Raw genomic sequence first — 22,836 nt, forward strand, 5'->3', positions numbered from 1 at the left:
ATATGCACGTAGCATTTGTACACCGGCGCGGCTTCTGCCAGTTCGCCGCTCTCGCGTCTCATTTGGCGCAGACGGGAAATGAAGTGACACTCGTGACGGAAACCGTGGATCAGCGGATTCCGGCAACGCGCGTCATTCGCCACAGAGCAGAACCCGGCCCGCAGGCCAATTCGCAGATGGCAAGGCACCTCGGTGTGCCTGACCATCATGTCCGGATCGGTCACCGGGTCGCCGAAACCTTCGATGCCATGGCCCGCCAGGGGCAGGTGCCCGACGTTATCGTCGGGCACATCGGCTGGGGCGGCATGACCTTCGTCAAGGATGTGCTGCCGAATGTCCCGGCACTCGGCTATTGCGAGTTTTTCTACCGAGCCGAAGGGGCCGATATCGGCTTTGCCCCCGACGACAAGCCCGACCAGGATACGCGCAAGCGGCTGCGGCTGCGCAACATGGCGCAACTCCTGACGCTTGATGCGATCGATGGCGGCTTCAGCCCGACCCAATGGCAACGGAGCCTTTATCCGGCGGAGCATCGCGCCCGTATCGGCGTGTGCCACGAGGGCGTCGACACTCGCGTCTTCCGTCCCGATCCGTCGGCATCATTGAAGCTTCCGGACGGACGGGTGCTAAAGGCGGGTGATCCGCCGATCGTTACTTTCGTCGCCCGCGATCTCGAGCCCTATCGCGGCTTCCCGCAGGCGTTGGAGGCGGCCGCAAAGGTCGCGAAGCGCCATCCTGATGCGCTTTTCGTTTTCGTCGGCGGCGACGGCGTCAGTTACGGCGCACCGCCACCTGGTGGCGGTTCCTGGAAAGACTACCTGCTTCAGTCCCTGGATATCCCGGCTGACCGGTTCCTGTTTCCAGGCGTGGTGCCGCATGGCGTCCTGAGGCAGCTGTTCCAGATTTCGGCCGCCCATATCTATCTGACCTATCCTTTCGTGCTTTCCTGGTCGGTCCTCGAGGCCATGGCCTGCGGCGCGCTCGTCATCGGGTCGGATACGGCGCCGATGCAGGAGGTGTTGAGCTCCGGCCGCAACGGCCTGCTCGTGCCGTTCTTCGATACGGATGCGCTCGCGGAGGCGATCTCCGGCGCCTTGCAGCAACCGGAGAAGTATTCCGAGTTGCGTGCAGCCGCCCGCCGCACCGTCGAGCAAAGGTTCCGTCTGGGCGATTGCATTGCACGACAGATGACATTGCTGGATAAGGCGATGGGAAATCCCGGATCCACTCAAATATTACGGGTCTCATCTGCATAATACTTCAAAACCCGAAGTATTATTTCACGAAAAACGCAAATATAACTTATTGTGCAGTGCAAATAACCTTGATATGCTTTCTCTAGGTCGTTGAATTCGCCGGTTTATTTCGGATCGGCGGATTCAACTACAGAGAGAATTCGGTTGTATTGAGGGTGGCGCGTGCAAGGGTTGGTGTCTTCTGGCGTGAGGTATTCGCAGGCGAAGAGAAAGCTGGTGTTGGCCTCGGATCACGATAGGGCGAGTGTCCAGGGCAGTGGCATCGAGCACCTGGTTCATTTTCTTCCGGCAGGCGATCGGCCTGATGCGACCCTGGAAAACGTGTTTCCATTGATCGGGCTCGCCTTTTCAAGGGAGGGCGAGGCGGATCTGGCCGACGGCATCGTCTCGTTGCGGGCGCTTGGCACCGTCCCGGATATCCCGATCAAGCGCTTGAGCGCCGAGGCCGTCAGCGAAAGTGCGGGGCTCATCCAGGCATTGGTCGACGGTGGTGTCGGGCGGCTTGCCCGGTTTTCGTCGGCAATCACATCCGAGCTTGCGCTGCTTCGCCGCGAGCGTGAAACGCTACTTGAAAACTATCGCGCACTCGAAGATGCGTTCCAGGCACGCAACTGGGAGCCGGTCGCCGAAGTCTTTGCGCACGACCCCTATGTCGATCCCAAGGACGAGGGCATCGGCCATCTGATTGCCAATGCCTTCGTCGAACAGCTCCTGCCGGTCTCCAGCCATGGCGTCGCCGGTATCGCGCTTCACTTCAATTCGGTCCCGCGGGATGGCGGCGAACTGGTCGTTGTCTTGAGCTATGTCGAGAGCGGCGAGGGGGTTGCCGAGTGGGCCGTTCCATTCTCGCAGCTCGTTCCAGGCTGGAACTTCTTTGCCCTGCCGCGCACCTGCGGGGGTGGCGCGAAGACCCTGCGGCTGCGCGTTTCGACGACCGGTAGTGAAACGATCGGGCTTTCGCTCGGCTATCCCATCGCCAGCGAACACTATACGGCTCGGTCCGAGACCCGCCACGCCGACCTTGATCTGCGCCCTCTAGCGTTCCGCGTCTATACCGGTCTGCCCGGCGTCAAGCCGACGCGCATGCCGAACATGATCGCGCCGACCGCGCTGCTCGACGGCCACTTCATCGAGGACTATCGTCTGTCGGTCGATCTGCTCAGCCAGATCGTCGACGTATCGGTGACGCCGGTTGTCCCGGAATTCCAGACGGTACGCTTTCTCGAACACGAACACGCCGTCGTCTGCCATCCGCTCGCAAATGGCGTATCGGCCGGCGCCGTCGGTCGCGCTGTCGAGCCCGGCACCATATCCTTCTCCGCAAGCGCAGTGGTCGATCATCCCAAGGGCGCCCCGGCGGCCGTCAGCTTCCTGCTCGCTCCAGCGGGCTCGAACGCGCGCTCCGAAGTGGCGGAACTGGCTCGCAAGGGGGTGGTCAAGCCGTCCGCCTTCTTCAGCGGCTGGCGCGAGGTCACCAATGAGCAGCCGATCAACATCAACTTCCAACTCGACGAGCCGGTGCGCCAGCCCATGGATCTGATGATCCTCAGCCGCGCCGTAACCGACTCGGTCGATTTCTCCTGGCTCAAGGTGTCGGGCTTCCGGATGGTCAAGCAGTCGGGTGGTGCGTCTCATGCACAGCAATAGCGATCCAAGGGACCTCGTTGCGATCGCCATGCCGCTCTATGGCCACGCGGCGCTGGCGCTCGAAGCGCTCGAATCCGCGCTTGCATCGGATCTCGAGGGCTGCCGTATTGCCATCGTCGTTTCGGTCGACGGCGACCCGCGGCAGGAAACCTTCGATCAGCTGTTGCTCTATACCGCGGCCCACCCTGATATCCATGTGGTCTTCGGGCGTAACGCCGGCCCCGGCGGCGCGCGCAACCGCGCCATCAACTACGTGCTCGAAAATCTGCCCGAGGCGAAGGCCGTTTATTTCCTCGATGCCGACAACCGAGTCTTGCCGGGAACGATCGAGACCCTCTATCGGCGCCTGCACGAAAGCGGCGCCGGCTGGGTCTATACCAACATCGACACCTTCTCGGTGAGCTGGCGGGCTCACTACGGCAACCAGTATTCGCGGCTCGTCCACTGCATCACGGACAACATCTGCGATACCGGCTCGATGATTTCGATCGAGGTCTTCCAGGAAGGCGTTCGGTTCAACGACGATCGACAGAACGGTTTTGAGGATTGGGAGTTCTGGCTTTCCTGCGTCGAGCACGGCTTCGTCGGAACGCCCTGCCATGACACGACCTTCGAATATCGCCTGCGCGCCGAAAGCCGTTTCAAGGAAGCCAACCGCGACCGCGCGACATCCGTGAGCTTCCTCAGAAAGCGCCACAAGGCTCTGTTCCAGCGGCCAATGCTCGTCGATTTCGAGCATGAGGAGTGCCCGCGTTATCTCTTCGCGCGCACCGAAGACGCGGCGATCTCGTTCTTCACAGATCCGACGAAGCAACCGAAGCGGCTGCGCCTCGACGACATCATCCCGGCCTTCTGGGCAAGCACCGGCGAGCCCGACAACGTGCACTTCCCGCCCTTTGTGATGGCCGGCAGCGGCGCGACGATCGATCTGCTTTTGCGCTCGCGCATGCTGCCCAACGTGCTTTGCCACCTGGAGCGCCTGAGTGAGAAAGCCAACGTCGTTTTCGTTCATCTCGGCAACGACGCGACGCAGCGCAAGATCGAGCCGACCTTCCTCGACGCCGGCGCCCAGCATCTCGGCCAACCGGATCTCATCTTCATTTCGACGGCGCTCTTGCGCGACGTCATCCGCAACAATGCGCTCGACTGGTTTGCTTCGATCGGCACGCAGCAGGTCTGGCCGACCTCGGCGGTTCTCAATGTGCGCTTCCCGTTCCCGCGCGCTCTGCCGCGCCGCACGCTGATCACGCCGCAACAGGTGATGATCAACTGCGTCAACGCGATTGCCACTAGTCCGCTTCGCCGCACGGCCGGCCGCCGCTGGACCTGGCGGCCCGCGCGGCTCATGCCCTATTCCGACCTGCACAAGGCCTTGCGAACGGAGATCGGCGGCTCGCCGGTGCTGCCGCTCGGTCATAGCGATGCCGGCAAGAAGACCGCAGCGCTTCTGGTGCCGAATGCCTCCTTCGGTGGTGCCGAGAAGGTGATCTACGCCGCCTCGCGCGAACTCAAGGCCGCAGGCTACGAGACGCATCTGTTCGTGCTCGGCACCAGCCGCATGGACGTGATCGACGAGTTCGATTCGAGCTTCGACTATGTTCATTTCTGGGATCAGGGTATACCTACATGGGGCGGCTCCGGTTCGTTCCTCGGTCAGGATTTCATCGCTGAACATCATGATGTCGACTGGGGCGTGCTTAAAGGCCAGCTCTCGGGCTTCGATCTCGTCATCAACAACCACGTGATGGCGATGCATCCGCTGATCGCGCGGCTGCGCTCGGAAGGGACACGCACGGCGTGCTATCTGCACGTCGTCGACAACACGCCGTTCAAGCGCCCGGCCGGCCAGCCCTTTGCAGCCATCGCCCACGAGCATTGCTACGACGCCTTCCTCACCTGCTCGGAACAACTGAAGTTCTACCTGCACAGCTTCGGCGTGCCGCTCGAGAAGATCTTTGCCGTTCCGAACGGCGCAAGTTTCTCCGTGCCGCCCAAGGTGCTTGCAGACGTGCTGCAGGTGCGGCGGATCGAGCGCAAGGACGACCGGCTGCGGCTGCTCTACATGGGTCGTCTTGACCAGCAGAAGGGCATCGACCGCCTGGCCGCGACCATTGCCGAGCTGCGTGCGGCGCACGTGTCGTTCGATGCGCGGGCGATCGGTGGCGAGATCCTGGCGGATGCCTCGTTCTCCTGGACGGATCGGCTCAAGGAACTGGGCGTCGACGTGCGCCCACCGGTCTTTGCCAGCCGCGACCTGATCAAGGCGCTCGGCTGGGCCGATGTTCTGATCATGCCTTCGCGCTGGGAAGGTGCCCCGCTGATGATCGCCGAAGCCCAACAGCTCGGGTGCGTGCCGATCGCAACCGCGGTTGGCGCCGTCGACGAACTGATCGTCGATCGCGAGGACGGCATCCTGATCGATGCCTCCTCCGATCCCCAGGTGGTGCGCGACATGGTCAAGGCGATCGCCGAGGTTTCGCGCGATCGCAACCTGCTGGCTCCGATCATGGAAGGGTGCCTGAGAACAGCGGCGCGTCGCGGCTGGGCGAACTCCTTTTCGGAGTTCCTCGGCTGGTGCGACGGCGCCGTGAACAATTCCTCGCTTTCGCGTGCCAAGGTCATCCGGGCGCGTGAGACATCCAATACCGGCGTCGCAGCTGCAGGCTGATCGACCCGTACGACTTTTCAAAGAGAAGGGACTTACGCATGCGTCCAAGAATCCTCCTGACGGGTATTCCTGGTCATTACACGCGCCTCGCAAACGGCGCCAATGGCCTGTCGGTTTCCTATTCGGAACGGCAAAAACAGCCCGAATCCAAGGACGAGTTTCTTCAGGAGCTTCGCAACATCAGCAACACCGGCAACTATCTGATCGGTGAGGGCGCTCTTCGTGCAATCGCACCGCATGCCAAGCAGATTCCGTTCTGGCATCTTTACAACGCCCACAAGAACGGCACCGGTTTCGATGAATTCAACAACAACTTCGACATCTGCGTGTTCACCTGCGCCAATCTGTTGCGCAAGGGGCTTTCTGCGGATGCCGAGGCTGATGTCTTGAGCAAGCTCAAGATGCCGATCGTCATGCTCGGTATCGGCCACCAGAACCGCAAGGACCTGGAAACAGGCCTGCCGGAGGGGACGAAGCGCCTGCTCGATGTTCTCAAGGACCGCGAGCACTATTTCCTGACCCGCGGCTACGAAACCGCCGGCTACCTCAAGGACCAGGGGTTCAAGTACGTCCGGCCAACCGGCTGCCCCTCGGTCTATTTCGCGCCGAACAACATGCGCGCCTCGATGAAGAAGTTGCCTGACGTCAAGATCGGTCAGGCAAAGACGATCTTTTCGGGCTATCTCGGCGCCAATCACGATTGCATCGTCGATGCGATCGCGCTCAACCCAGAAGGCGCCAAGCCCCAATACATCATCCAGGACGAATTCCTGCACTTCGACATGAAGGTCGAGCCGGATGCCGATGGCAGGGTCTTCGATTCCTGCTCGGGCAAGATGCTCGGCGAGCTCGCTTTCCCGGGCGCTGAGCGCCAGAAGGTGCCCTTCGATGTACGCACCTTCTTCGATACCAACATGTGGCGCGCCTGGGCCTCGCACATGGACTTCAATTTCGGCCGTCGTTTCCATGGCTCGATCATCGCCATGCAGGCAGGCGTGCCGAGCCTGATGGTGGCTGTCGACGATCGCATGCGCGAAATGCTCGGCTTTACCGGCCTGCCGTCGGTCGACGTCCAGGAGCTCGAAAAGGCGGAAAACCGGGCGGAGTTCGTTGCCAGCCATCTGGCCGGGCTGAACGCATCGGAACTGGTCGACCGCTACTCCGATCGCGAACGCAATTTCCGTACGGTGCTGCGCGAGATCGGCATCGGCCTCTAAACCGTGATGCCTCGGACGCGTTCGATCCGAGGCGCTCAATTCATGATGTTCGGGCGGCACGGTGAGGTTTGCAGATCCGCTTCCTCGTGCCGCCCTCCCTCTTCCTCAACTCTGTGGGCCAGTCCACAAACCAGGTGTATCGATGCGTATCCTGCTCACCGGAATCCCTTCCTACCTCCAGCGTACCGTGGCGCGCGTTTCCGGTGCGACGGTTCATCACAAACCCTACTTCGACGATATCCGAAGCAAGAAGGATCTGGTCGACCAGGTCAAGAAGATCGCCAACACCGGCAACTACCTGATCGGCGAGGGCGCAGCTTACGCCTTGCGCGGTCATGACGTGACCTATGTGCCGTTCTGGCATCTGGTCAACAGCCGCGGGGCCAACGACGTCTACGATGCCCTGAACAAGGAATTCGACATGTGCGTGTTCGCTTCGGCGAACCTGTTGCGTCCGGGATATTCGGCCGATCTCGAAGCGGATGTGTTCGAGAAGCTGAAGATGCCGGTTCTGGTGATGGGCATCGGCATCCAGAAGCGTGAAGGTCTGAAGGAAAACCTGCCGGCCGGTACGTTGCGGTTCCTGGAGGTGTTGAAGCAGAAGGAAAGCTTCTTCCTGACCCGCGGCTATTTCACCGCCGAGTTCCTGCGCGCGGAGGGCATGAAGTTCGTCAAGCCGACCGGCTGCCCCTCGCTCTTCTTCGCTCCAAACGAGATGCGCCACTCCTTGACGTCGCTTGCCAACGCAGACCTTGCCTCGGCACAGAAGCTCGCGCTCGGCGGCTATCTCGGTAGCGTCGCCGACACCATCGTCGATGCCCACGCGCTGCTGAAGCCGGAGAGCGTGGCCAGCTACGTCATCCAGGACGAAGTCGTCGCCTATAACCTGACGCTTCCCGTGGATGACAACGCGCCGGTTTACGACCGCTCCAGCGGCCGCATCACCGGCAAGACCGAATACAAGCATCAGGAAAAATGGCAGCGGCAGAACGAACTGATGGTGTTCTTCGACACCAACCAGTGGCGCGCCTGGTCATCGACCCGGGACCTCTGCATCGGCAGGCGCTTCCATGGCTGCGTCATTGGCATGCAGGCGGGCACGCCTTCGCTGATGATCGCCGTCGACGACCGTATGCGCGAGATGCTCGAATTCATCGGCTTCCCCTATATCGAGGCGGGTGTCTGGAATCGTGAGACGGACAAGAAGGCGCATCTCGCCAACTTCCTGTCGAAGATCGATGCGCAGGCGGTTACCGAACGCTATTCGGCATGCGAGGCGAACTTCCAAAGTGCGCTTAAACAGGTTGGCATTTAATCTGCCCCTGACCCGGGCAGCGCCGTTAGCGCTGCTCCTTGCCGCCCTGGTCTCCTGGGCGGCGCTTTCGCGTGGCGCTCCGGCGTTCGCGGGCGAGGCTGCGGCTGCGCGCTACGGCGTCAATCGGCTCAATCTCGCCTGGCTGGAGCGCACGGATCAGGAACGCATCCTTCGCGAAATTGCCGACAGCGGCGCGACCCATGTGCGGCTATCGTTGTCGCGCCCCGTCGAAAAAAGCATCGACGCGCTGGAGATTGCCAACCGGCTGGGTCTGCGGATCCTGCTCGAAATCCAGCTGTCGAACAAAAGCTATTATCCGGACAGCGTTCGCCCGCGCACCGGCTTCGGGCGCATCTGGGATATCAACCGGTTGTCCGATCTGGACCTTGATCGTTACCGCGTCGGCCTGGCGTCAGCTCTGCAGCGCATCGATGCCCTTGGCATCCGTCTGGACGCGGTAGAACCCGGAAACGAGATCAACCTCGCCGGCTATAACGGCGACCTCGCCGTCTACGAGAAGCCGGGCCGAGCGACGCCGCGACATCTCGGCGAACTCAGGGATCCCCAGGCGTTCGGAAAAGGTCTCGACAACTACGTCGAGGCGCTGAAGATCACCCGCGACGCCGTAAGAGCGAGCGCCAACAGCAAGGCGATCATCGTCTCCGCCGGGCTCTCCGACATGGGGCCCAAGGAAGCGGACCGCCAGGGGATGGAGCGGCTGGATCCGGGCGAGGTGATTGCCCATTTGAAGGCGCGGGGCATGGACGCGCTCGTCGATGCCTATGGCATTCACATCTACCCGGCGCGCAAGGATAAGGCTGCAATCACCTCGATCGTCACCAAACTTCTCGATTTCTGCGCGCCTGCCGACCGGGGGCGGCCCTGCTGGGTGACAGAATGGGGGATTGCCAACACGGCGCGCAGCTGCCCCGTCGACGATCGCGAACGCGAAGGGGCGATGACGGCCATGCGGACGGTCTTCGAGCGCTTTTCCGAAGAAAAACGCCTGGATGCCGCCTACTACTACGACTGGGACACCCAGCAGAACTACCGGCTATGGCGCTGCGGTGCTCTAAGCCCGGCCGGCGCGCTTGCGATCGAACCGGCCAAGGGTGATTGATGCGAGGCATTTTTAGCTGTGAGCTGGATGGAGCCAAGCGCCCTTGTCGATCAGCGCCGCGTTGCGCGGCTCGTCGCCGGTTCAAGCCCCTTGCCGCGGTAGGTGACGGGAATGCCGAGTTCCTCGTGGGTTCGCGCCAGCGTTTCCAGCCAGGTCGCCAGCTCCTCCGGGACCATTTCGTCCCCGGTCTCCATCGCCTCGATCCATGCCAGGTTGCAATGGAGGGCGCTTGCCAGATTGATCGGCGTCCAACGAAGAACGAGAAGGCATTGGGTGAAACGGGCGGGGGTCATCGGTTGTGCTCAAGGTTGCATGTGGAATGGATGAAGCAGGCTTTACACGTGGAAATAAGTCAAGGTGATGACTTGCCGCGGCCAAAAGTCGTGATCTTTTCGTGAGTTAGAGTTGATTGGGCAAAATGCCGCAGTGCAGCATGGAAATGGCGCCTTTCACGCGGCATTTGCCGGGACCGCCTGGACACGATTGCCGCGCCCATGCGACAAAATCGACGAAAATACGGGACTGACCGTCGCTCTCCAGAGGGTTCTCTGCCCCGAGCCGGTGCGAATCACGCGCCTTTGAGGTTGAATGGCCGCAGATCCAGAGGACGGATTCGGTCCTGGACAAAGCGCTGAGGCGATCAACCGTTGCATGCACCCCTCTATCAGACCGCGATCAACATCGCCGCGAAGGCCGCGTTCTATCTGTCGCTCGCGATGCTGCTGCCGGCCGCAGTCGATCTGTTCTATGGTCATCCCAACTGGAGAGTGTTTGCCGGTTCGGCCTTTGCGACTGGCGGTCTGTCGCTTCTGGCGATTGCCGCCACGCAGGGCGGCTCGCCGCTGTTCAGCCGCAAGATGGGCTTTCTCGTCGTCAATCTTCTCTGGATCGTCGTGTCTCTCGTCGGCGCCGTGCCCTTCTGGCTGTCGTCGCTGAAGCTCGATTTCGCCAAGGCCTTCTTCGAATCGGTCTCCGGCATCACCACGACGGGCTCGACCGTCATCAGCGGGCTCGACCATGCGCCTCCGGGCATTCTTCTCTGGCGCTCGGTTCTGCACTGGCTCGGCGGTATCGGGATCGTGGCGCTCGGGCTCTTCGTCATGCCCTATCTCAGGGTCGGCGGCATGTCCTTCTTCAAGATGGAGTCCTCGGACACCACCGAAAAGCCCTTCGCCCGCATCGTCACCTTCACGCGCGCCTTCATCCTGATCTATGTCGTGATGACGGTGACGTGCACGATCATCTTCTCCTATCTGGGCATGAGCCGTTTCGACGCGATCAACCACGCAATGTCGACGGTCGCGACCGGTGGCTTCTCCACTCACGATGCCTCGCTCGGCTACTTCAACAGCCTGCCGATCCTCTGGGTCGCAACCTTTTTCATGACGCTGAGCAGCCTGCCGTTTTCGGTGCTCATCCTCTTCATCGTTCGTGGCCGGCTCGATACGCTGAAGGATCCGCAGATCATCGTCTTTCTGTCCTATCTGACGGCACTTGCGCTCGCCGCAAGCCTCTACCAGCGGATCGTCAACGGGGTCTCGGCGCATGAGGCTTTGGCGCACGGCTTCTTCACCGTCTCGTCCATCCTGTCGACCACCGGTTTTGCCAGCGACGATTACATGCTCTGGGGTGAGTTCATCGTCGCACTTGCCTTTGCCGCCACCTTCATGGGTGGTTGCTCCGGCTCGACGGCGGGCGGCATGAAGGCCTACCGCTTCATCATCATCTTCAATTCAATCCGCGCCGGTCTTTTCAAGCTGATCTACCCCAACGCGGTCCACACGGTGCGCTACGGCAAGACACTTGTCGACATAGACGTGCAGCGCACCGTGTTCATGTTCTTCACGGCCTACATGTTCATCTGGGCTTTCGGAAGCCTCGCCATGGGGGCGATGGGCTATGATCTCGTCACGGCGGTGTCGGCGGTCGCAACGGCGCTTTCAAACGTTGGTGCCGGGCTCGGCCCGATCATCGGGCCGGCCGGCAACTTCTCGACGCTGACCGACCCGGCGCTCTATCTCCTGTCGCTCATGATGCTGCTCGGCCGTCTGGAAATCCTGACGGTCCTGGTCATCCTGACACCGCTTTTCTGGAGGGACTGAGCGACAGGTCGAAACGAGGCGCGCCCTGTCAGGCGGCCTCGGTCTTGCGGCGCGTGCCGGCGCTTTCGATGTAGTACTTCTCATAGCGGTGGCGGTAATGCTCGGCACCGCCAAAATCGCTGTACTTTGCCAGTTCCTGCATGTCAGTCTTGTTGAGGATCACGCCGAGGATCTTGGCATTGATCTGCGGCTCCGAATGCAAGAGGTCGCGCACCAGGCGCGACGGCGTCCGGCCCCATTCGGCGACATAGAGGAAGCCGTCCGCAAGCGGCGAGAAGGCCTTGGCATCGACGACCGGGGCGAGTGCCGCGAGATCGACGACGACATAGTCGAAGGACTTGCGTGCATTGTCGATGAGCTCGGCCATGGCCGGCGACGCAAGCAGCTCATGGCTGTCATACGGGCCGTTGCCGTCCACTGCTTCCCCGCCGACCGGCAGGATCGCAAGCTTCGTCTGCTGGTCGATCTTGATGCCCGCCGGCCAGGATGCCTGCCCGGTCAACGCTTCCACCAGACCCGCCTTCGGCGGCGGATTGATCATCTTGCTCAGACCCGGCTTGCGGATGTCGGCATCGATCAGAAGGGTCTTCTTGCCGCTTGCGGCAAGGAGGGCCGCAAAATTCGCGGCAATGATCGACTTGCCTTCATCGGGCACCGCCGAGGCGATGCCGATGACGCGCGAGCCGTTTCCGGTCAGCATCCGGTCGCAGGCAAGCTTGGCGTTGCGGAAGGTCTCTGTGAAGGACGAGCGCGGAGCGTCGAGCACGATGCGGCTGAGGCGCTCGAAAGACGGAGCCCCTTGCGTTACCGGTGGCGGCATCTTGTTCTTCATCAGCTTGGCGCGAACGAGATCCGTCGTTCCAGGGTGACGTGGGCCGACCAATGGAATGTAGCCGAACGACCGGTGCCCGAGGATGGCGCGCACGTCGCCTTCGAGCCGGAACGTCCGCTCGCGAAATTCCTGGAAAGCGGCAAACGCGCCGCCCGCCATCAGGCCGAGCACCGCCGAAAGGGCCAGCACCATCGTCTTCTTCGGGCTCGAAGGCGAGGCCGGGACGCCGGCGCTGGAAATCACCCGTGCCTTGGCGATCGGGAAGGAGCGCTGCTGCGAGGCCTGCTCGTAGCGGTTCAGATAGGTCTCATAGAGCGTCTTCAGCGCGGCTGCCCGCTGCTCCAGTTCGCGCAGGTGCACGAGCGAGACATTTGCATTTGCGTTGCGGCCGGTGGTGCCTTCTATGTTTTCGCGCAGCGACGCTTCGCGTGAGCGCGCCACCTCGTATTCGTTGCGGTAGCTCGCCGTCAGCTGCTGCAGTTCCTGGAAGATCTGGCGGCCGACATCGGTTTTCTCCTTGCGCAGCGACACGGCCTGCGGATGGTCGGCGCCGAAGCTCTGGCTCACGTCCTGTTCGCGCTTGCTGACCGCAAGGTAGCGCGTGCGCAGATCGCGGATGACCGAGTTGTCACCCTCCTTGGCGGAAATCGTGGCGTTCTTGACGGCCGTCTCCGGTCCCTGGTCGACGATCGCCTGGAATTGCTTGTAGCGCGCCGAAGCGCTTGCGCTATCGGCCTGGGCAATGATCAGCTGGCTGTTGAGATCGGCGAGCTGCTGTTCCGACATGAGTTCGCCACGCGCAAGCGTCAGGCCGTTTTCGCTGCGGTATTTTTCGACCTCGAGCGACGCGGTCTGCGTGCGCTGCCGAAGGTCTGCAAGACGCTCCTGCAGCCAGACCGAGGCCCGTTCGGTCGCCTCGAAATTGGCGTTGAGCTGGTCGTTGAGATAGGCGTCGGCATAGGTGCGAACGATGCCGGCGGCAAGCTGCGGATCGCTGGAGCGATAGGCAAGCGAGACGACGGAGCTTCGCGTCACGCGTTCGACGGCCAGTCCCTGCTGGAGCAGTGCCGCCGCCTTTTGCCTGCGGCCGTTGCGGGCCATATCCTCGGAAATCTCCGGCCCGCTCGAGAAGATGCCCGTAACGGACTTCAACCCGTCCTTGACGACGTCGAACGGCGAGCGCGGTGGATTGAGGACGGTGTCGTTGTCGGCAAGGTTCATCTTGTCGACGACACGCAGGGCGAGTTCGCCGGATTTCAGGATTTCCACGGCGCTGGCAATCTGGGTGTCGAGCAGGGCGCTGTTTTGCGGCGGCGCCTGTTCTTCGGCAAATTTCGACAGGTTCTCGTCGAGAAGGACCTGCGTTGCCGATGTGTAGAGCGGTGTTGCGAAGACCAGGTAGGCGACACCGAGCGCGATGAAGAGCGCCACGAACAGGCCGACCATTCTGGCGCGACGCAAGACGACCGAAAACAGACGATCGAGGTCGATGAAGCCGTCGGGCTCCTCCACGTTGCGCGGTACGACACTGTTGAAGGGGAGACTTCTTTGGTTCATTGGGTCGCTCTGTCCGTTTCCCTTTGGTCCGAAGGCTGGCGCCTCTTGTTTTCAAAAGAGGCGCCGAAGCCAGTTATGCGGCGCGGATGCGGCCTTCGTGAGACAGGACCATGTCCTTGACCGAGGCATAGACCGCGTCGCCGAGATCGGAACGCGCCAGTGCGAAGGCGACATTGGCCGCGATGAAGCCTTCCTTGGAGCCGCAGTCGAACGTGCGCCCATCATAGGGATGAGCGTGAAACGCTTGATTTTGCGAGAGTTTCAGCATGCCGTCGGTTAGCTGGATCTCGTTTCCGGCGCCGCGCGGCTGATGGGCGAGTATGTCGAAGATCTGCGGCTGCAGGATGTAGCGACCGTTCAGATAAAAATTGGACGGGGCCTCGCCCATAAGCGGTTTTTCGACCATTTGGGTGACTTCGAAGCCATAGGGGACGGCCGCACCCTTGCCGACGATGCCATATTTCGAGGCATCTTCCGGAGCGCATTGCTCGACGCCGACAACGTTGCCGCCGGTCTGACGGTAGAGGTCGACAAGACCGGCCATGCAGCCGCGTCCGCCGTGGCAGAGCATGTCCGGCAGGAGCAGTGCGAAGGGCTCGTCGCCGATGAGATCGCGGGCGCACCAGACGGCATGGCCGAGGCCGAGCGGCGCTTGCTGCCGGGTAAAGCTGACGGAACCGGCGCGCGGCAGCATCTGCTCCAGTTCGGAAATCTGGGCGTTCTTACCGGAGCGGGTCAGCGACGATATGAGTTCAGGCGTGTCGTCGAAGTGGTCTTCGATCGCCTGCTTGTTGCGGCTGGTCACAAAAACGATGTGCTCGATGCCCGCTTCACGGGCTTCATCGACCGCATATTGCACGACCGGACGATCGACGATCGTCAACATCTCCTTCGGTATCGCCTTCGTTGCGGGAAGAAACCGCGTTCCATTGCCGGCGACCGGGATCACAGCTTTCCTGACGGTCCTGATACGGTCCATGGTCTTATCCTTTACTTACGTGTGGGCTTTCGCCCGAGGTGGGTCGTTCGGCCGCCACCGTCGAGGTGGCAGGCTTCATGCGTGCGATTGGCGCAAGTAGCCGGCGCAATCGCACGGCGATCGGCATTCTGAGGTGCCGAAGCGCTCTGGGGTTGGTCAGAGCCACACGGGTAGCTCCGGCCAACGATCTGGATTTCAGGTGTTCGACAAGGCGAAGGAAGGCGTGCGCCTCGACGAGGCTTTTGTCGCGCCGGCGCTGCATCGCCAGCGCCTCGGCATCGAGCGTGTGCCTGGCAAGGAATTCCCGGTCGGCCGTCATCATCGCTTCGATGTGGCGCAGTTCGAGCACGCGCGAGATCGAGCCCTCGCGGATGTGGTAGCAATAGCCGGCCGAGGGATCGACAACGCAGCGGCCGCCATGGGCAAGCGCCGAGGCGAGCAGGATGTAGTCCTCGCCGATGCGGATCGTTTCCTCGAAGCGCAAGCGATGTTCGTTCAGAAACCGGCGCTCAAAGATCGGCTTCATGTAGCCGAAATTGAAGGTGGAGCGGAAAAGCACGTTGGAACCGATGAAGGCCGCAAGCGTCAGCGTCCGACGGCGCTCAAGCTCGGCTTCGGGAAACATGCGCTCCAGCCGCCCATCGAGATTGAGGACGTCGATGTTGTCGACCACAATCGAAGCTTCGGTCGAGGAAGCAAGGCCGATCATGCGCGACAGCCGCTGAGGGCTAACCGTGTCGTCCGCGTCAAGAATGGCGATCCAGTCGCCACGGGCCGCTTCGAGACCGGCATTGCGCGCGCCGCCGGGCCCGCGGTTCTCGGCAAGTCGCAGCAGCCGCACGCGCGGATCAGCGAGTTCTTCGACGACCGCACAGGTCTCGTCCTTTGAGTAATCGTCGACGACGATCACCTCGACGTCGACGCCCGTCTGCGCAAGCGCACTGTCGATGGAGCGTCGGATCGTGTCGGCAGCATTATAGGCCGCGATGACGAAGCTGACGTCGGGGGCGCGTTGCGTCATCAAGCGGTCGCCGCTCCGTATTGCTGGAGTTCGCGCACACCAATGAGGCCGCTGACGACGCCCGCATGCATGATTGCGCGAAGCGCGTAGCGCGAGCGAGCGACCGGCGATCCGAGCAGCATAAGACTTGCGATAGCGCAATAGCCTGATTTCGCCGTCGCGCGGACGATTTCGGCAACTCGGCTGCCGGCTTGGCCCGGTTCACTCAAGAGCCGGCCATGGGTTTGGCCGGAACGGAAACGACGCTTTGCAAGCCAGGCAAGTCGCGCGCGTTTCTCCGGTACCGGTTCGAAGACCAGCGCATCGGGCGCATAGGCCAGACGCCCACCATCCGCATGCATGTGGCGGAAGAACTCCGTATCCTCACCGCCTGTCTGCCCGAGCGCCAGATTGAACCGCCTGTTGAAGACGACCGGGCGAGTGAGATCGATCAGAACATTGCAGGTGTAGCCCGTGCGGATCTCGCCATCGACCCAGACCGGCCGGGTTGAATGAAAATCGCCGCGGCGCATCCAGTTCGGGGCAGACAGCGTGTATTCGGCACGAACCGGGCCGAGCACGACATCGGCGCCGGTCGTTAGCGCGGTATCGAGCAATTGCACAAGCCAGGTTCTCGACACCGTCTCGTCGTCGTCGACGAAGGCGAGATAGTGCCCGGTGCTGTTGTCGAGACAGGCGTTGCGGGCGATGGAAATGTTCGACGCCGGGCAATGCACGTAGAGGATCTCGCAAGGCATGGTCGGGCGCATCTGGTTGACGAGCGCCTGCGCGCTCGGCGTCACGTCGTTGTCGGCGACGATAATGCGGATCGCCACACCGGCAGGCACGGTGATGAGCGCGAGGGAGTGCAGCGTTTCTGCAAGCTCCGGCCGGCGAAACGTGCACACCGCTATGTCGATCTGTGTCCGGGCGACGGTGTTGGTCATGGTGCCACCCTCCGGTTACGCGTGGTGAGCAATTCCCGCCAGAAGCCGGCCGACCAGGCAAAATGCATGACCATTGCCGAGATGGCCGCGAGCGGGCCGTAGGGGTTCTTCTGGCCGAGCGCCATCCACATGCCGTAGCCGATGCAGGCCACAGCCCAGAGCACGACCGGAACGACTGCAAGCCAGCTGACGACCGCGAGCAGTGCGCCGACAGCGACCGGAGCGACGGCAAGCGGCAGCAACTGCCTGAGGCTCGGCCAGGCGCGATGCTTCAACACATTGCGCGCGCGTCCGCGCCCATAGGCGAAGTACTGGCGGAAGAGCGGCCCGACCTTGGCGCGGGGGTAGTAGACCATGCTGGTCCGGTCGGTCATCCAGATGCGATAGCCCGCCTGGCGGAAGCGATAGTCGAACTCCGCGTCTTCGTTGTGGCTGAAGATCTCGTCGTAGCCGCCGATCGCCTGGAAGGCGGAAATGCGCATCAGTGCATGGTGACCGTGATCGGCCCAGTGGCTCGCCGCGCCGAGACGGTGCTTGGCGCCGCCATTGCCGAGCTTGGAATTCTGGGCGTAGGCCGTGGCCTTCTGGAAGGGCGTGAAGCCAACCGTCTGCATGGCGACGACGACGGAGTCCGCGCCGGTCAGAAGAGCCTCCTCGACGAGGCGCTCGCAATAGTCATCCGGATAGGTGCCGTGCGCGTCGATGCGGATCATATAATCGAAATCGGTGCCATGGCGTGCGACGGCGAGATTGATCGCAGCACTCTGGATGCGTTTCGGATTGTCGAGCACCAGCACGGCCGGATCCTTCTCGGCGAGACGCGCCGCGATCTCACGGGTGCCGTCGGTGCTGCCGCCGTCGGCGATCAGGATGGCGCCGTTGAGGCGCCTTGCCGCGGGTAGCAAGGCTTCGGCGAGGCCCTGCAGATGTTCCGCCTCGTTGAGGCAGGGAATGACGATGAGGACACGTATGCTCATGACAATCCACCTTCGTTTTGGGGCGTTGAGGTGTTTTGATGTGCTTGCGGGAAGTCCAGCGCGATGCGCGGCGGAGCGGCGGACGTGACGGCCGACAGACGGCGCACGAGGCCCTCGCAATCGCTGCGATTGAAGATCCAGGTTTCCGGCGCGCAGGCCGCGATCCGCCGGGATGTGGCGTCGTAAATCTCGGAGGTCATCGACCCCATGAGCGCGGCAAGCGCGTCGGCATCAGCTTCTTCGAGCAGCACGCCAAGGCCACGTATGGCCAGAAACCGCGCGGTCTCGGTGCCGCGAAGCGCAATCGGCACCCGCCCGAAGCGGCAGCCTTCATAGAGCCGGTTCGGGAGCAGCCATTTGGAGTTCTGACCTTCCTCGAAGAAGTCGATCGCCCAGGTGAAGTGCACGTCGGAGTAGATCGCGCCAAGCTCTTCCGGGCTGCGATAGGGGCCGTGGAACGTCATGAAAGGTTCGTTGCGGATGAAGCCGTCGAAGTCGTCGAACTCGCGATAGGCCGGCCGGCCGCGCAGCACGATCTCGAATCGACCCTCCATGCGGCGCGAGAAGGCCGCCAGCAGCGCAAGTGATTTGCGGCAGCGCAGAGCACCGAACCAGCCAATCCGCCATGGGCCATGTGTCGGTGCGGCGGCAGCGGTCACCGATGGTCGCGCATCGGTTTCGTCGAGTTCGAGCACTTTGTTCTCAAGCATCATGGTCGGTGCCGAGATACCCGATAACGGGCGGAAATAGTTCTCGACGAAGGCGGGAGAACTGGTGATCAAAAGGCGCGCGTCACGGCCGAGCAGGCGCTCGCTTGTCCGCAACGCCTTGCCAGCGATGCCGGGGGAAAGGAGTAGGCGGTGAATGTCGAGGCATTCGTAGACGATTGGGACGTCGCCGCCGAAGAGGCTGGCGGCCTTCCTGGCGATGGCCAACATGTCGAGGTTGCGGGCTATGATCAGGTCTGGACGTTCGACGCCGCGCAGCGCCTGCTTCAGCGAGAGACAGCTCTTCGCGATCGCACCGACGCGATGGACGAACCGGCCGTCATGGGTGTTGCCGAGCTCGACAGGTACGATGCCCTCGATCGCCGCCAGCGGGTTTGCGTCGCGCCTGAACCCGGCAAGCGTCACCTTTGCGCCGCCGGTAAGCAACATCAGCACGCGTCGGCGAACGGCGGGGTCGGCAAGATCCTGGGCGAAGTAAAGTATCTGCAGCATGAACATCCAGTTTTCTGTCCGGCTGAGCCGGACATGGTTCAAATTTTGCGCCTTGCAGCGGCGAGAGCCACGCCCACCGGCGCGGCTCCCGATCGTCGGCTAGTTTATTTTGCAGGCAATCGACTCGGGGAACTGGCACTCGTCTCCCGGCGCGGTGAAAGCGACCCGGTCGACCTGCATCATCGAGGGACCCTTGTAGGCAAAGGCGCCCATCCAATCCGTCAGGGTTTCGGTTCCCCAAAGGCTGAAGAAAATCTTTTGCGGATTGGGCGGGATCTTCGCTGGGTCGGTGACCTCGTGGACCAGTTCGCCATTTACGTAATAGCGAATACGCTCCTTCTCCCAGACGAAAGCGTAGTCGTTGAAGCCCTGGTTGGCGCCGCCCGGCACGTCGACCAGCTTCTCGTTGCCGCCCTTGGCGGAGACGTATTGATTGATCTGGACCTTTGCCGGGTTCTTGCCGAGCACTTCGAAATCGATCTCGTCATGCGGCTTCTTGTCGGCCGGACCGATATAGGTGAAGAAGGCGGAGTTGAGCCCCGAGCCGTCGGCCGTCTTGATCCGCGCCTCGTAGGTGCCATAGCTGAAGCGCTTGCGCGTCTGGATTTCGCCGCAGGCGTAATTGCGCTCGCCGAGTTTTCCTTCAGCAAACGTCAGTTCGGCGATGCCGTTGACGACCTTCGCCTGTTTCTTCGACCAGGTGCAGTTCTGATGCGCGCCATTGTTCCAGCCGTCCGAGACGTACCAGACGGCGGTGTCGAGTGTATCGAAGTTGTCGATGAAAGACGCACCCGTCGTGGTCTCTTCGGCCAGGGCCGGACCGGCAAGGCCGACGGCGACAAGGGTGAGCAGGGCGAGGCGGTGAGGTCGTTTCGATCTCATGGTCAGGTCCTTTGCTGGGGGGAGGGACCGGCGCGAACAGCCCCTGTCCGCGCACGCATGTCGCGGGCGGAGCCGGTCCGGCTGCCGGTGAGAATAGCGGTGAGGGCTGGCAGCCAGCGCGCGGAAAGAGCGTAGGCGCCGGCGAGGAAGGCGATCGTGATGAGCGGAACCGCGCAGTAAAACGCCGGGTAGTAGCCGATGTCCGAGCGGTTCCAGATCATCCAGAAGAGCACGAGTAGCGGAAAGTGCGTGCAGAAGATCCAGAAGCTGAGACCGCTGCCGCGCGAAAGCTGAGCGCCGATGTTGGTTCGGACGAGAAGTGCCGAAACCGCCCAGGAACCGACGATGCCGGAAATCGCAATCAGACTGCGCAGCATTTCGAGCCACACCGGAAAATTCGGGCCAAACTGATAGAGCAGGATGGACAGGAGCACGGCTGCGCTTAGGAACGCGATGGTAATCGGCCAGGAAAAGCGATCGAAGCTGCGGACATCGATGCGATGCAGGCTCATGTAGATGCCGGCGCTAAACCCGAAGAGGATCGACTTCTTCAAGAAGATGCCGTTCGGAACGGGCAGCACTGCATAGGCGAAGAGGACGGCGAGCGTCTGTGCCGGATAGCGCTTGATCAGCCACGCGAGCGCAGGCGAAAGAACGATACATAGCAGGAGATCGCGCAGAAAATAGAGCGGTAGATTGATCGGCAGATCCTCGAGCGCGAAGGCAAAGCTCAGCCACTCTCTGGGGCTGGCTCCGATGACCTCCGGCAAATAGCCCGAACTGATGTCCTTGCTCTGCGCGACGAAAACCAGCGCGAGAAACGCCAGGTTCCACAACAGGAATGGCAAAAGTACCGTCCGAGCCTTGGTCTTCAGCGTCCGGCCATAGTCGAAATTTTCGAGACCGCGACGGAACAGGAGATAACCGGAAATCGCGCTGAGGCAAGGGACGCCGACACGGAAGAGGCTGTCGCCCAGGAAAATGCGCAACCAGTCGATGCCGCCATAGGTGCCGACATACGGACTGGTCGCCGGATCGTAAGGCACATGCACAAAGACAATGCCTGAGATCAGCACGATGCGCATCAGATTGATCCGCGAGGAGATATTCGCGTTCACATCAACGATATCCGTCACCCCCATCTGGCAGCGCGTTTAGAAGCGGCCGTTTCAACAGAGCAGACCAGAGCCCGCACCCAGAAGATTAGGCTCGGGCACGGATCAAAATATGGCGCCGCAGCAAACGAATCGGCCTTGGTTTGCTGCGGTGCAGCATTAGAAATCGCGGCAATACTAGGAAAATAGGCCTATCCCCGCACTTGGACTGGGAAAAAACCATGACGTGGGCGTCAGTTGCGGAATATTAACGGCCGCTGATTTTCTGATGCTTCTGCTTGTTAAAGTGCATATGTAACGCCGAAAAGTTGTGCGCTTTTTCTTCTGTTTTTCAGTTGAGACAATGCCGTGGAACTCATTCCTCGCCGAAATGCGGCAAGGGTGGGGCAGTCTTTAGCGCTATTCCAATCGTTACTCGGCGGCGGCTGGTACCGAGCTCGAAGCACCACGGGAACGAACCATATCGGTGAGCTTTGCCAGCAGCGACCGTTCGGTAACGAGTACCAGCACCAGATAGATCAGGGCACCGATCGTGGCGCCAACAAGAACCTGGAGTACCGCGCTTGGAAGAAGCATGCCGTAGTGGTCCAGCAGCAGCCTTACGACGACAGCCATGAGGAAAGCCGAGACCAGCGGCCTCACCGAAATCAGGAACCCGCGCAGGAAGGGCAGCTGGTCGGCGCGAAAGACAACCCAGGAATAGCCGACAAGCGTCGCTAGGTTCACGAGGCAGAGGGCGATCATCGCTTCGACGAGCGATCCGCCGATCGCGGCATAGGCGACGGCGGCAGTGGTGGCGATTGCCCGGATCACCGCCCACCAGAAGAGGGTCGTGCCCTGGCCGATACCCTTGAGATAGGGAATGTAGGTGCTGCAGGGTGTCAGCAGGCCCTTCGACAGGGCGAGCAGGCCGAGCACCGGCCAGGCTGAGGCCCATTGCTGTCCGAAGAGCACGAGCATCGCCGGCTCGGCAAGCGCCCAGAGGCCGAACATCATCGGCGCGAGCAGCACGGTGGTGACCTGCGTGCTGAGCATCAGCGCTTGCGAGCGCCGCTGGCGATCCTCGCCCATATGGCTGAAGGCGGGAAAGAGAACGCCCATGACTGCTGAAAGGACGATCTGGTTCGGAATGCTGGAAAAGCGGTTCGCCGCCGAATAGGCGCCGGCATCCGAAAGGCCGAGATAACGGCTGATGACGACCATCGGCGATTGGAAGGTGACGAAGTTGGCGATCTCGGAGCCCATCATGCCAAAGCTGAAGCGGCAGAGCGAAAGTACGCGCCGTGCCGAGAACACGAAACGCGGGACATAGCCGGAGACGGCGTAGAGACCGGCCAAACGGATGAATGCAGAAACGAAAAGCTGGGCGAGCAGCGACCACACCCCAAAGCCGAGAAGCGCCGCCCCGACCGCGATGAGCGCGCCGAGGATTTCGGAGAGCATGGTCCAGACCGCGTCCTTGCTGAAATTCATCCGCCGGGCAAGCAGTGAATAGGCAACATCGCCGGCAAGCTGCAACGGGATGAGCAGGCTCATGATCTGGAGCAGATGGCTTGCCTCCGGCGCACCCAGCAGGCTCGCCAGCGGTTCGGCAAAGACGAAAAGCCCAAGCGCCATCATCAGCGAAACCACCAGATTGGCCCAGAAAGCGGAGTGGATGAGTTCCATGTCCTCGTCGCGCTGGATGATCAGAGCGGAGGCAAGACCGGCGCCGCCGATCATCGCCAGAAACTGCACGACGGTGAGCGCGACGGCGACCGTTCCGAACTCCTCGGGCGTCAGGATACGGGCAAGAATCGGCACGGTGACAAACTTCAGCCCGAATGTGCCTGTCTTTGAAAGGACGCTCCAGCCGACGTTCCGAGTCACAGACTTGGCATTTACGTTTGAAGGCATGTGAGCATCCCGTGATGCCTTTGAAGGATTTCCGACAAAGGGCAAGCGCTAGATTTGAGGTCGCGACCCGGTGGGAGGAGACCACGAAATACTCTTTTAGAGAAAC

At 61.8% G+C, this 22,836-nt stretch carries 17 protein-coding genes; 7 read left to right on the forward strand and 10 right to left on the reverse strand.

Going from position 1 to position 22,836, the window contains the following annotated elements; translation table 11 throughout:
* Positions 1 to 2: 2 nt before the first annotated feature.
* The 6 genes from ASE71_RS25745 (at position 3) to ASE71_RS25770 (ending at position 9,223) form a co-directional block, all read left to right on the forward strand.
* Positions 3 to 1,256, forward strand: coding sequence for a glycosyltransferase family 4 protein (locus tag ASE71_RS25745; RefSeq protein WP_060521070.1), 1,254 nt, complete (start codon positions 3 to 5; stop codon positions 1,254 to 1,256).
* 174 nt (positions 1,257 to 1,430) lie between these two features.
* The gene (locus tag ASE71_RS25750) at positions 1,431 to 2,903 is read left to right on the forward strand and encodes a DUF6212 domain-containing protein (RefSeq protein WP_162251902.1); all 1,473 of its coding nucleotides are present in this window, start codon (positions 1,431 to 1,433) and stop codon (positions 2,901 to 2,903) included.
* Positions 2,890 to 5,571, forward strand: coding sequence for a glycosyltransferase (locus ASE71_RS25755; protein WP_060521072.1), 2,682 nt, complete (start codon positions 2,890 to 2,892; stop codon positions 5,569 to 5,571). The genes ASE71_RS25750 and ASE71_RS25755 overlap by 14 nt, the downstream gene beginning before the upstream one ends.
* Before the next feature lie 38 nt (positions 5,572 to 5,609).
* Complete coding sequence (locus tag ASE71_RS25760) at positions 5,610 to 6,788, forward strand: polysaccharide pyruvyl transferase family protein (RefSeq protein WP_060521073.1); 1,179 nt, start codon at positions 5,610 to 5,612, stop codon at positions 6,786 to 6,788.
* A 142-nt stretch (positions 6,789 to 6,930) separates the two neighbouring features.
* On the forward strand, positions 6,931 to 8,103 hold the full coding sequence (locus ASE71_RS25765) for a polysaccharide pyruvyl transferase family protein (RefSeq protein WP_060521074.1): 1,173 nt from the start codon (positions 6,931 to 6,933) through the stop codon (positions 8,101 to 8,103).
* Positions 8,104 to 8,149: 46 nt separating this feature from the next.
* On the forward strand, positions 8,150 to 9,223 hold the full coding sequence (locus ASE71_RS25770; protein ID WP_162251912.1) for a glycoside hydrolase: 1,074 nt from the start codon (positions 8,150 to 8,152) through the stop codon (positions 9,221 to 9,223).
* 50 nt (positions 9,224 to 9,273) lie between these two features.
* Here the strand turns inward: ASE71_RS25770 and ASE71_RS25775 are convergent, their stop codons facing one another.
* A complete protein-coding gene (locus ASE71_RS25775) occupies positions 9,274 to 9,516 on the reverse strand; it encodes a hypothetical protein (protein ID WP_034798024.1) in 243 nt (80 codons plus the stop codon).
* Positions 9,517 to 9,870: 354 nt separating this feature from the next.
* Here ASE71_RS25775 and ASE71_RS25780 point away from each other — a divergent pair, with 354 nt between their 5' ends.
* Complete coding sequence (locus ASE71_RS25780; RefSeq protein ID WP_034798022.1) at positions 9,871 to 11,325, forward strand: TrkH family potassium uptake protein; 1,455 nt, start codon at positions 9,871 to 9,873, stop codon at positions 11,323 to 11,325.
* Positions 11,326 to 11,353: 28 nt separating this feature from the next.
* Here the strand turns inward: ASE71_RS25780 and ASE71_RS25785 are convergent, their stop codons facing one another.
* The 9 genes from ASE71_RS25785 to ASE71_RS25825 all read right to left on the reverse strand — a co-directional run bounded on the left by ASE71_RS25785 (position 11,354) and on the right by ASE71_RS25825 (position 22,730).
* The gene (locus tag ASE71_RS25785) at positions 11,354 to 13,714 is read right to left on the reverse strand and encodes a polysaccharide biosynthesis tyrosine autokinase (RefSeq protein ID WP_060521075.1); all 2,361 of its coding nucleotides are present in this window, start codon (positions 13,712 to 13,714) and stop codon (positions 11,354 to 11,356) included.
* 73 nt (positions 13,715 to 13,787) lie between these two features.
* On the reverse strand, positions 13,788 to 14,693 hold the full coding sequence (locus tag ASE71_RS25790) for a UTP--glucose-1-phosphate uridylyltransferase (protein WP_060521076.1): 906 nt from the start codon (positions 14,691 to 14,693) through the stop codon (positions 13,788 to 13,790).
* A gap of 4 nt (positions 14,694 to 14,697) precedes the next feature.
* Positions 14,698 to 15,714, reverse strand: a complete 1,017-nt coding sequence (locus ASE71_RS25795; protein ID WP_060521077.1) for a glycosyltransferase family 2 protein — start codon at positions 15,712 to 15,714, stop codon at positions 14,698 to 14,700.
* Positions 15,714 to 16,640 (reverse strand): glycosyltransferase, encoded by a 927-nt coding sequence (locus ASE71_RS25800; RefSeq protein ID WP_060521078.1) that lies wholly within the window; start codon positions 16,638 to 16,640, stop codon positions 15,714 to 15,716. The genes ASE71_RS25795 and ASE71_RS25800 overlap by 1 nt, the downstream gene beginning before the upstream one ends.
* A complete protein-coding gene (locus ASE71_RS25805) occupies positions 16,637 to 17,617 on the reverse strand; it encodes a glycosyltransferase family 2 protein (RefSeq protein ID WP_060521079.1) in 981 nt (326 codons plus the stop codon). The genes ASE71_RS25800 and ASE71_RS25805 overlap by 4 nt, the downstream gene beginning before the upstream one ends.
* A complete protein-coding gene (locus ASE71_RS25810; RefSeq protein ID WP_060521318.1) occupies positions 17,614 to 18,837 on the reverse strand; it encodes a hypothetical protein in 1,224 nt (407 codons plus the stop codon). The genes ASE71_RS25805 and ASE71_RS25810 overlap by 4 nt, the downstream gene beginning before the upstream one ends.
* A gap of 99 nt (positions 18,838 to 18,936) precedes the next feature.
* Positions 18,937 to 19,719, reverse strand: coding sequence for a glycoside hydrolase family 16 protein (locus ASE71_RS25815; protein ID WP_060521080.1), 783 nt, complete (start codon positions 19,717 to 19,719; stop codon positions 18,937 to 18,939).
* Between the two features lie 2 nt (positions 19,720 to 19,721).
* On the reverse strand, positions 19,722 to 20,837 hold the full coding sequence (locus ASE71_RS25820; RefSeq protein WP_090297405.1) for an acyltransferase family protein: 1,116 nt from the start codon (positions 20,835 to 20,837) through the stop codon (positions 19,722 to 19,724).
* A 408-nt stretch (positions 20,838 to 21,245) separates the two neighbouring features.
* Positions 21,246 to 22,730 (reverse strand): lipopolysaccharide biosynthesis protein, encoded by a 1,485-nt coding sequence (locus tag ASE71_RS25825; protein WP_060521082.1) that lies wholly within the window; start codon positions 22,728 to 22,730, stop codon positions 21,246 to 21,248.
* Between the last annotated feature and the right edge of the window lie 106 nt (positions 22,731 to 22,836).

Source organism: Ensifer sp. Root954 (genome assembly GCF_001429005.1).
Lineage (GTDB): Bacteria > Pseudomonadota > Alphaproteobacteria > Rhizobiales > Rhizobiaceae > Ensifer > Ensifer adhaerens.

Bases quoted from the DNA above. Each gene is read 5' to 3' on its own strand.
- ASE71_RS25745 (WP_060521070.1), top strand. From the start codon at position 3: ATGCACGTAGCATTTGTACACCGGCGCGGCTTCTGCCAGTTCGCCGCT.
- ASE71_RS25755 (WP_060521072.1), top strand. From the start codon at position 2,890: ATGCACAGCAATAGCGATCCAAGGGACCTCGTTGCGATCGCCATGCCG.
- ASE71_RS25760 (WP_060521073.1), top strand. From the start codon at position 5,610: ATGCGTCCAAGAATCCTCCTGACGGGTATTCCTGGTCATTACACGCGC.
- ASE71_RS25765 (WP_060521074.1), top strand. From the start codon at position 6,931: ATGCGTATCCTGCTCACCGGAATCCCTTCCTACCTCCAGCGTACCGTG.
- ASE71_RS25775 (WP_034798024.1), bottom strand. From the start codon at position 9,516: ATGACCCCCGCCCGTTTCACCCAATGCCTTCTCGTTCTTCGTTGGACG.
- ASE71_RS25785 (WP_060521075.1), bottom strand. From the start codon at position 13,714: ATGAACCAAAGAAGTCTCCCCTTCAACAGTGTCGTACCGCGCAACGTG.
- ASE71_RS25790 (WP_060521076.1), bottom strand. From the start codon at position 14,693: ATGGACCGTATCAGGACCGTCAGGAAAGCTGTGATCCCGGTCGCCGGC.
- ASE71_RS25795 (WP_060521077.1), bottom strand. From the start codon at position 15,714: ATGACGCAACGCGCCCCCGACGTCAGCTTCGTCATCGCGGCCTATAAT.
- ASE71_RS25800 (WP_060521078.1), bottom strand. From the start codon at position 16,640: ATGACCAACACCGTCGCCCGGACACAGATCGACATAGCGGTGTGCACG.
- ASE71_RS25805 (WP_060521079.1), bottom strand. From the start codon at position 17,617: ATGAGCATACGTGTCCTCATCGTCATTCCCTGCCTCAACGAGGCGGAA.
- ASE71_RS25810 (WP_060521318.1), bottom strand. From the start codon at position 18,837: ATGCTGCAGATACTTTACTTCGCCCAGGATCTTGCCGACCCCGCCGTT.
- ASE71_RS25815 (WP_060521080.1), bottom strand. From the start codon at position 19,719: ATGAGATCGAAACGACCTCACCGCCTCGCCCTGCTCACCCTTGTCGCC.
- ASE71_RS25825 (WP_060521082.1), bottom strand. From the start codon at position 22,730: ATGCCTTCAAACGTAAATGCCAAGTCTGTGACTCGGAACGTCGGCTGG.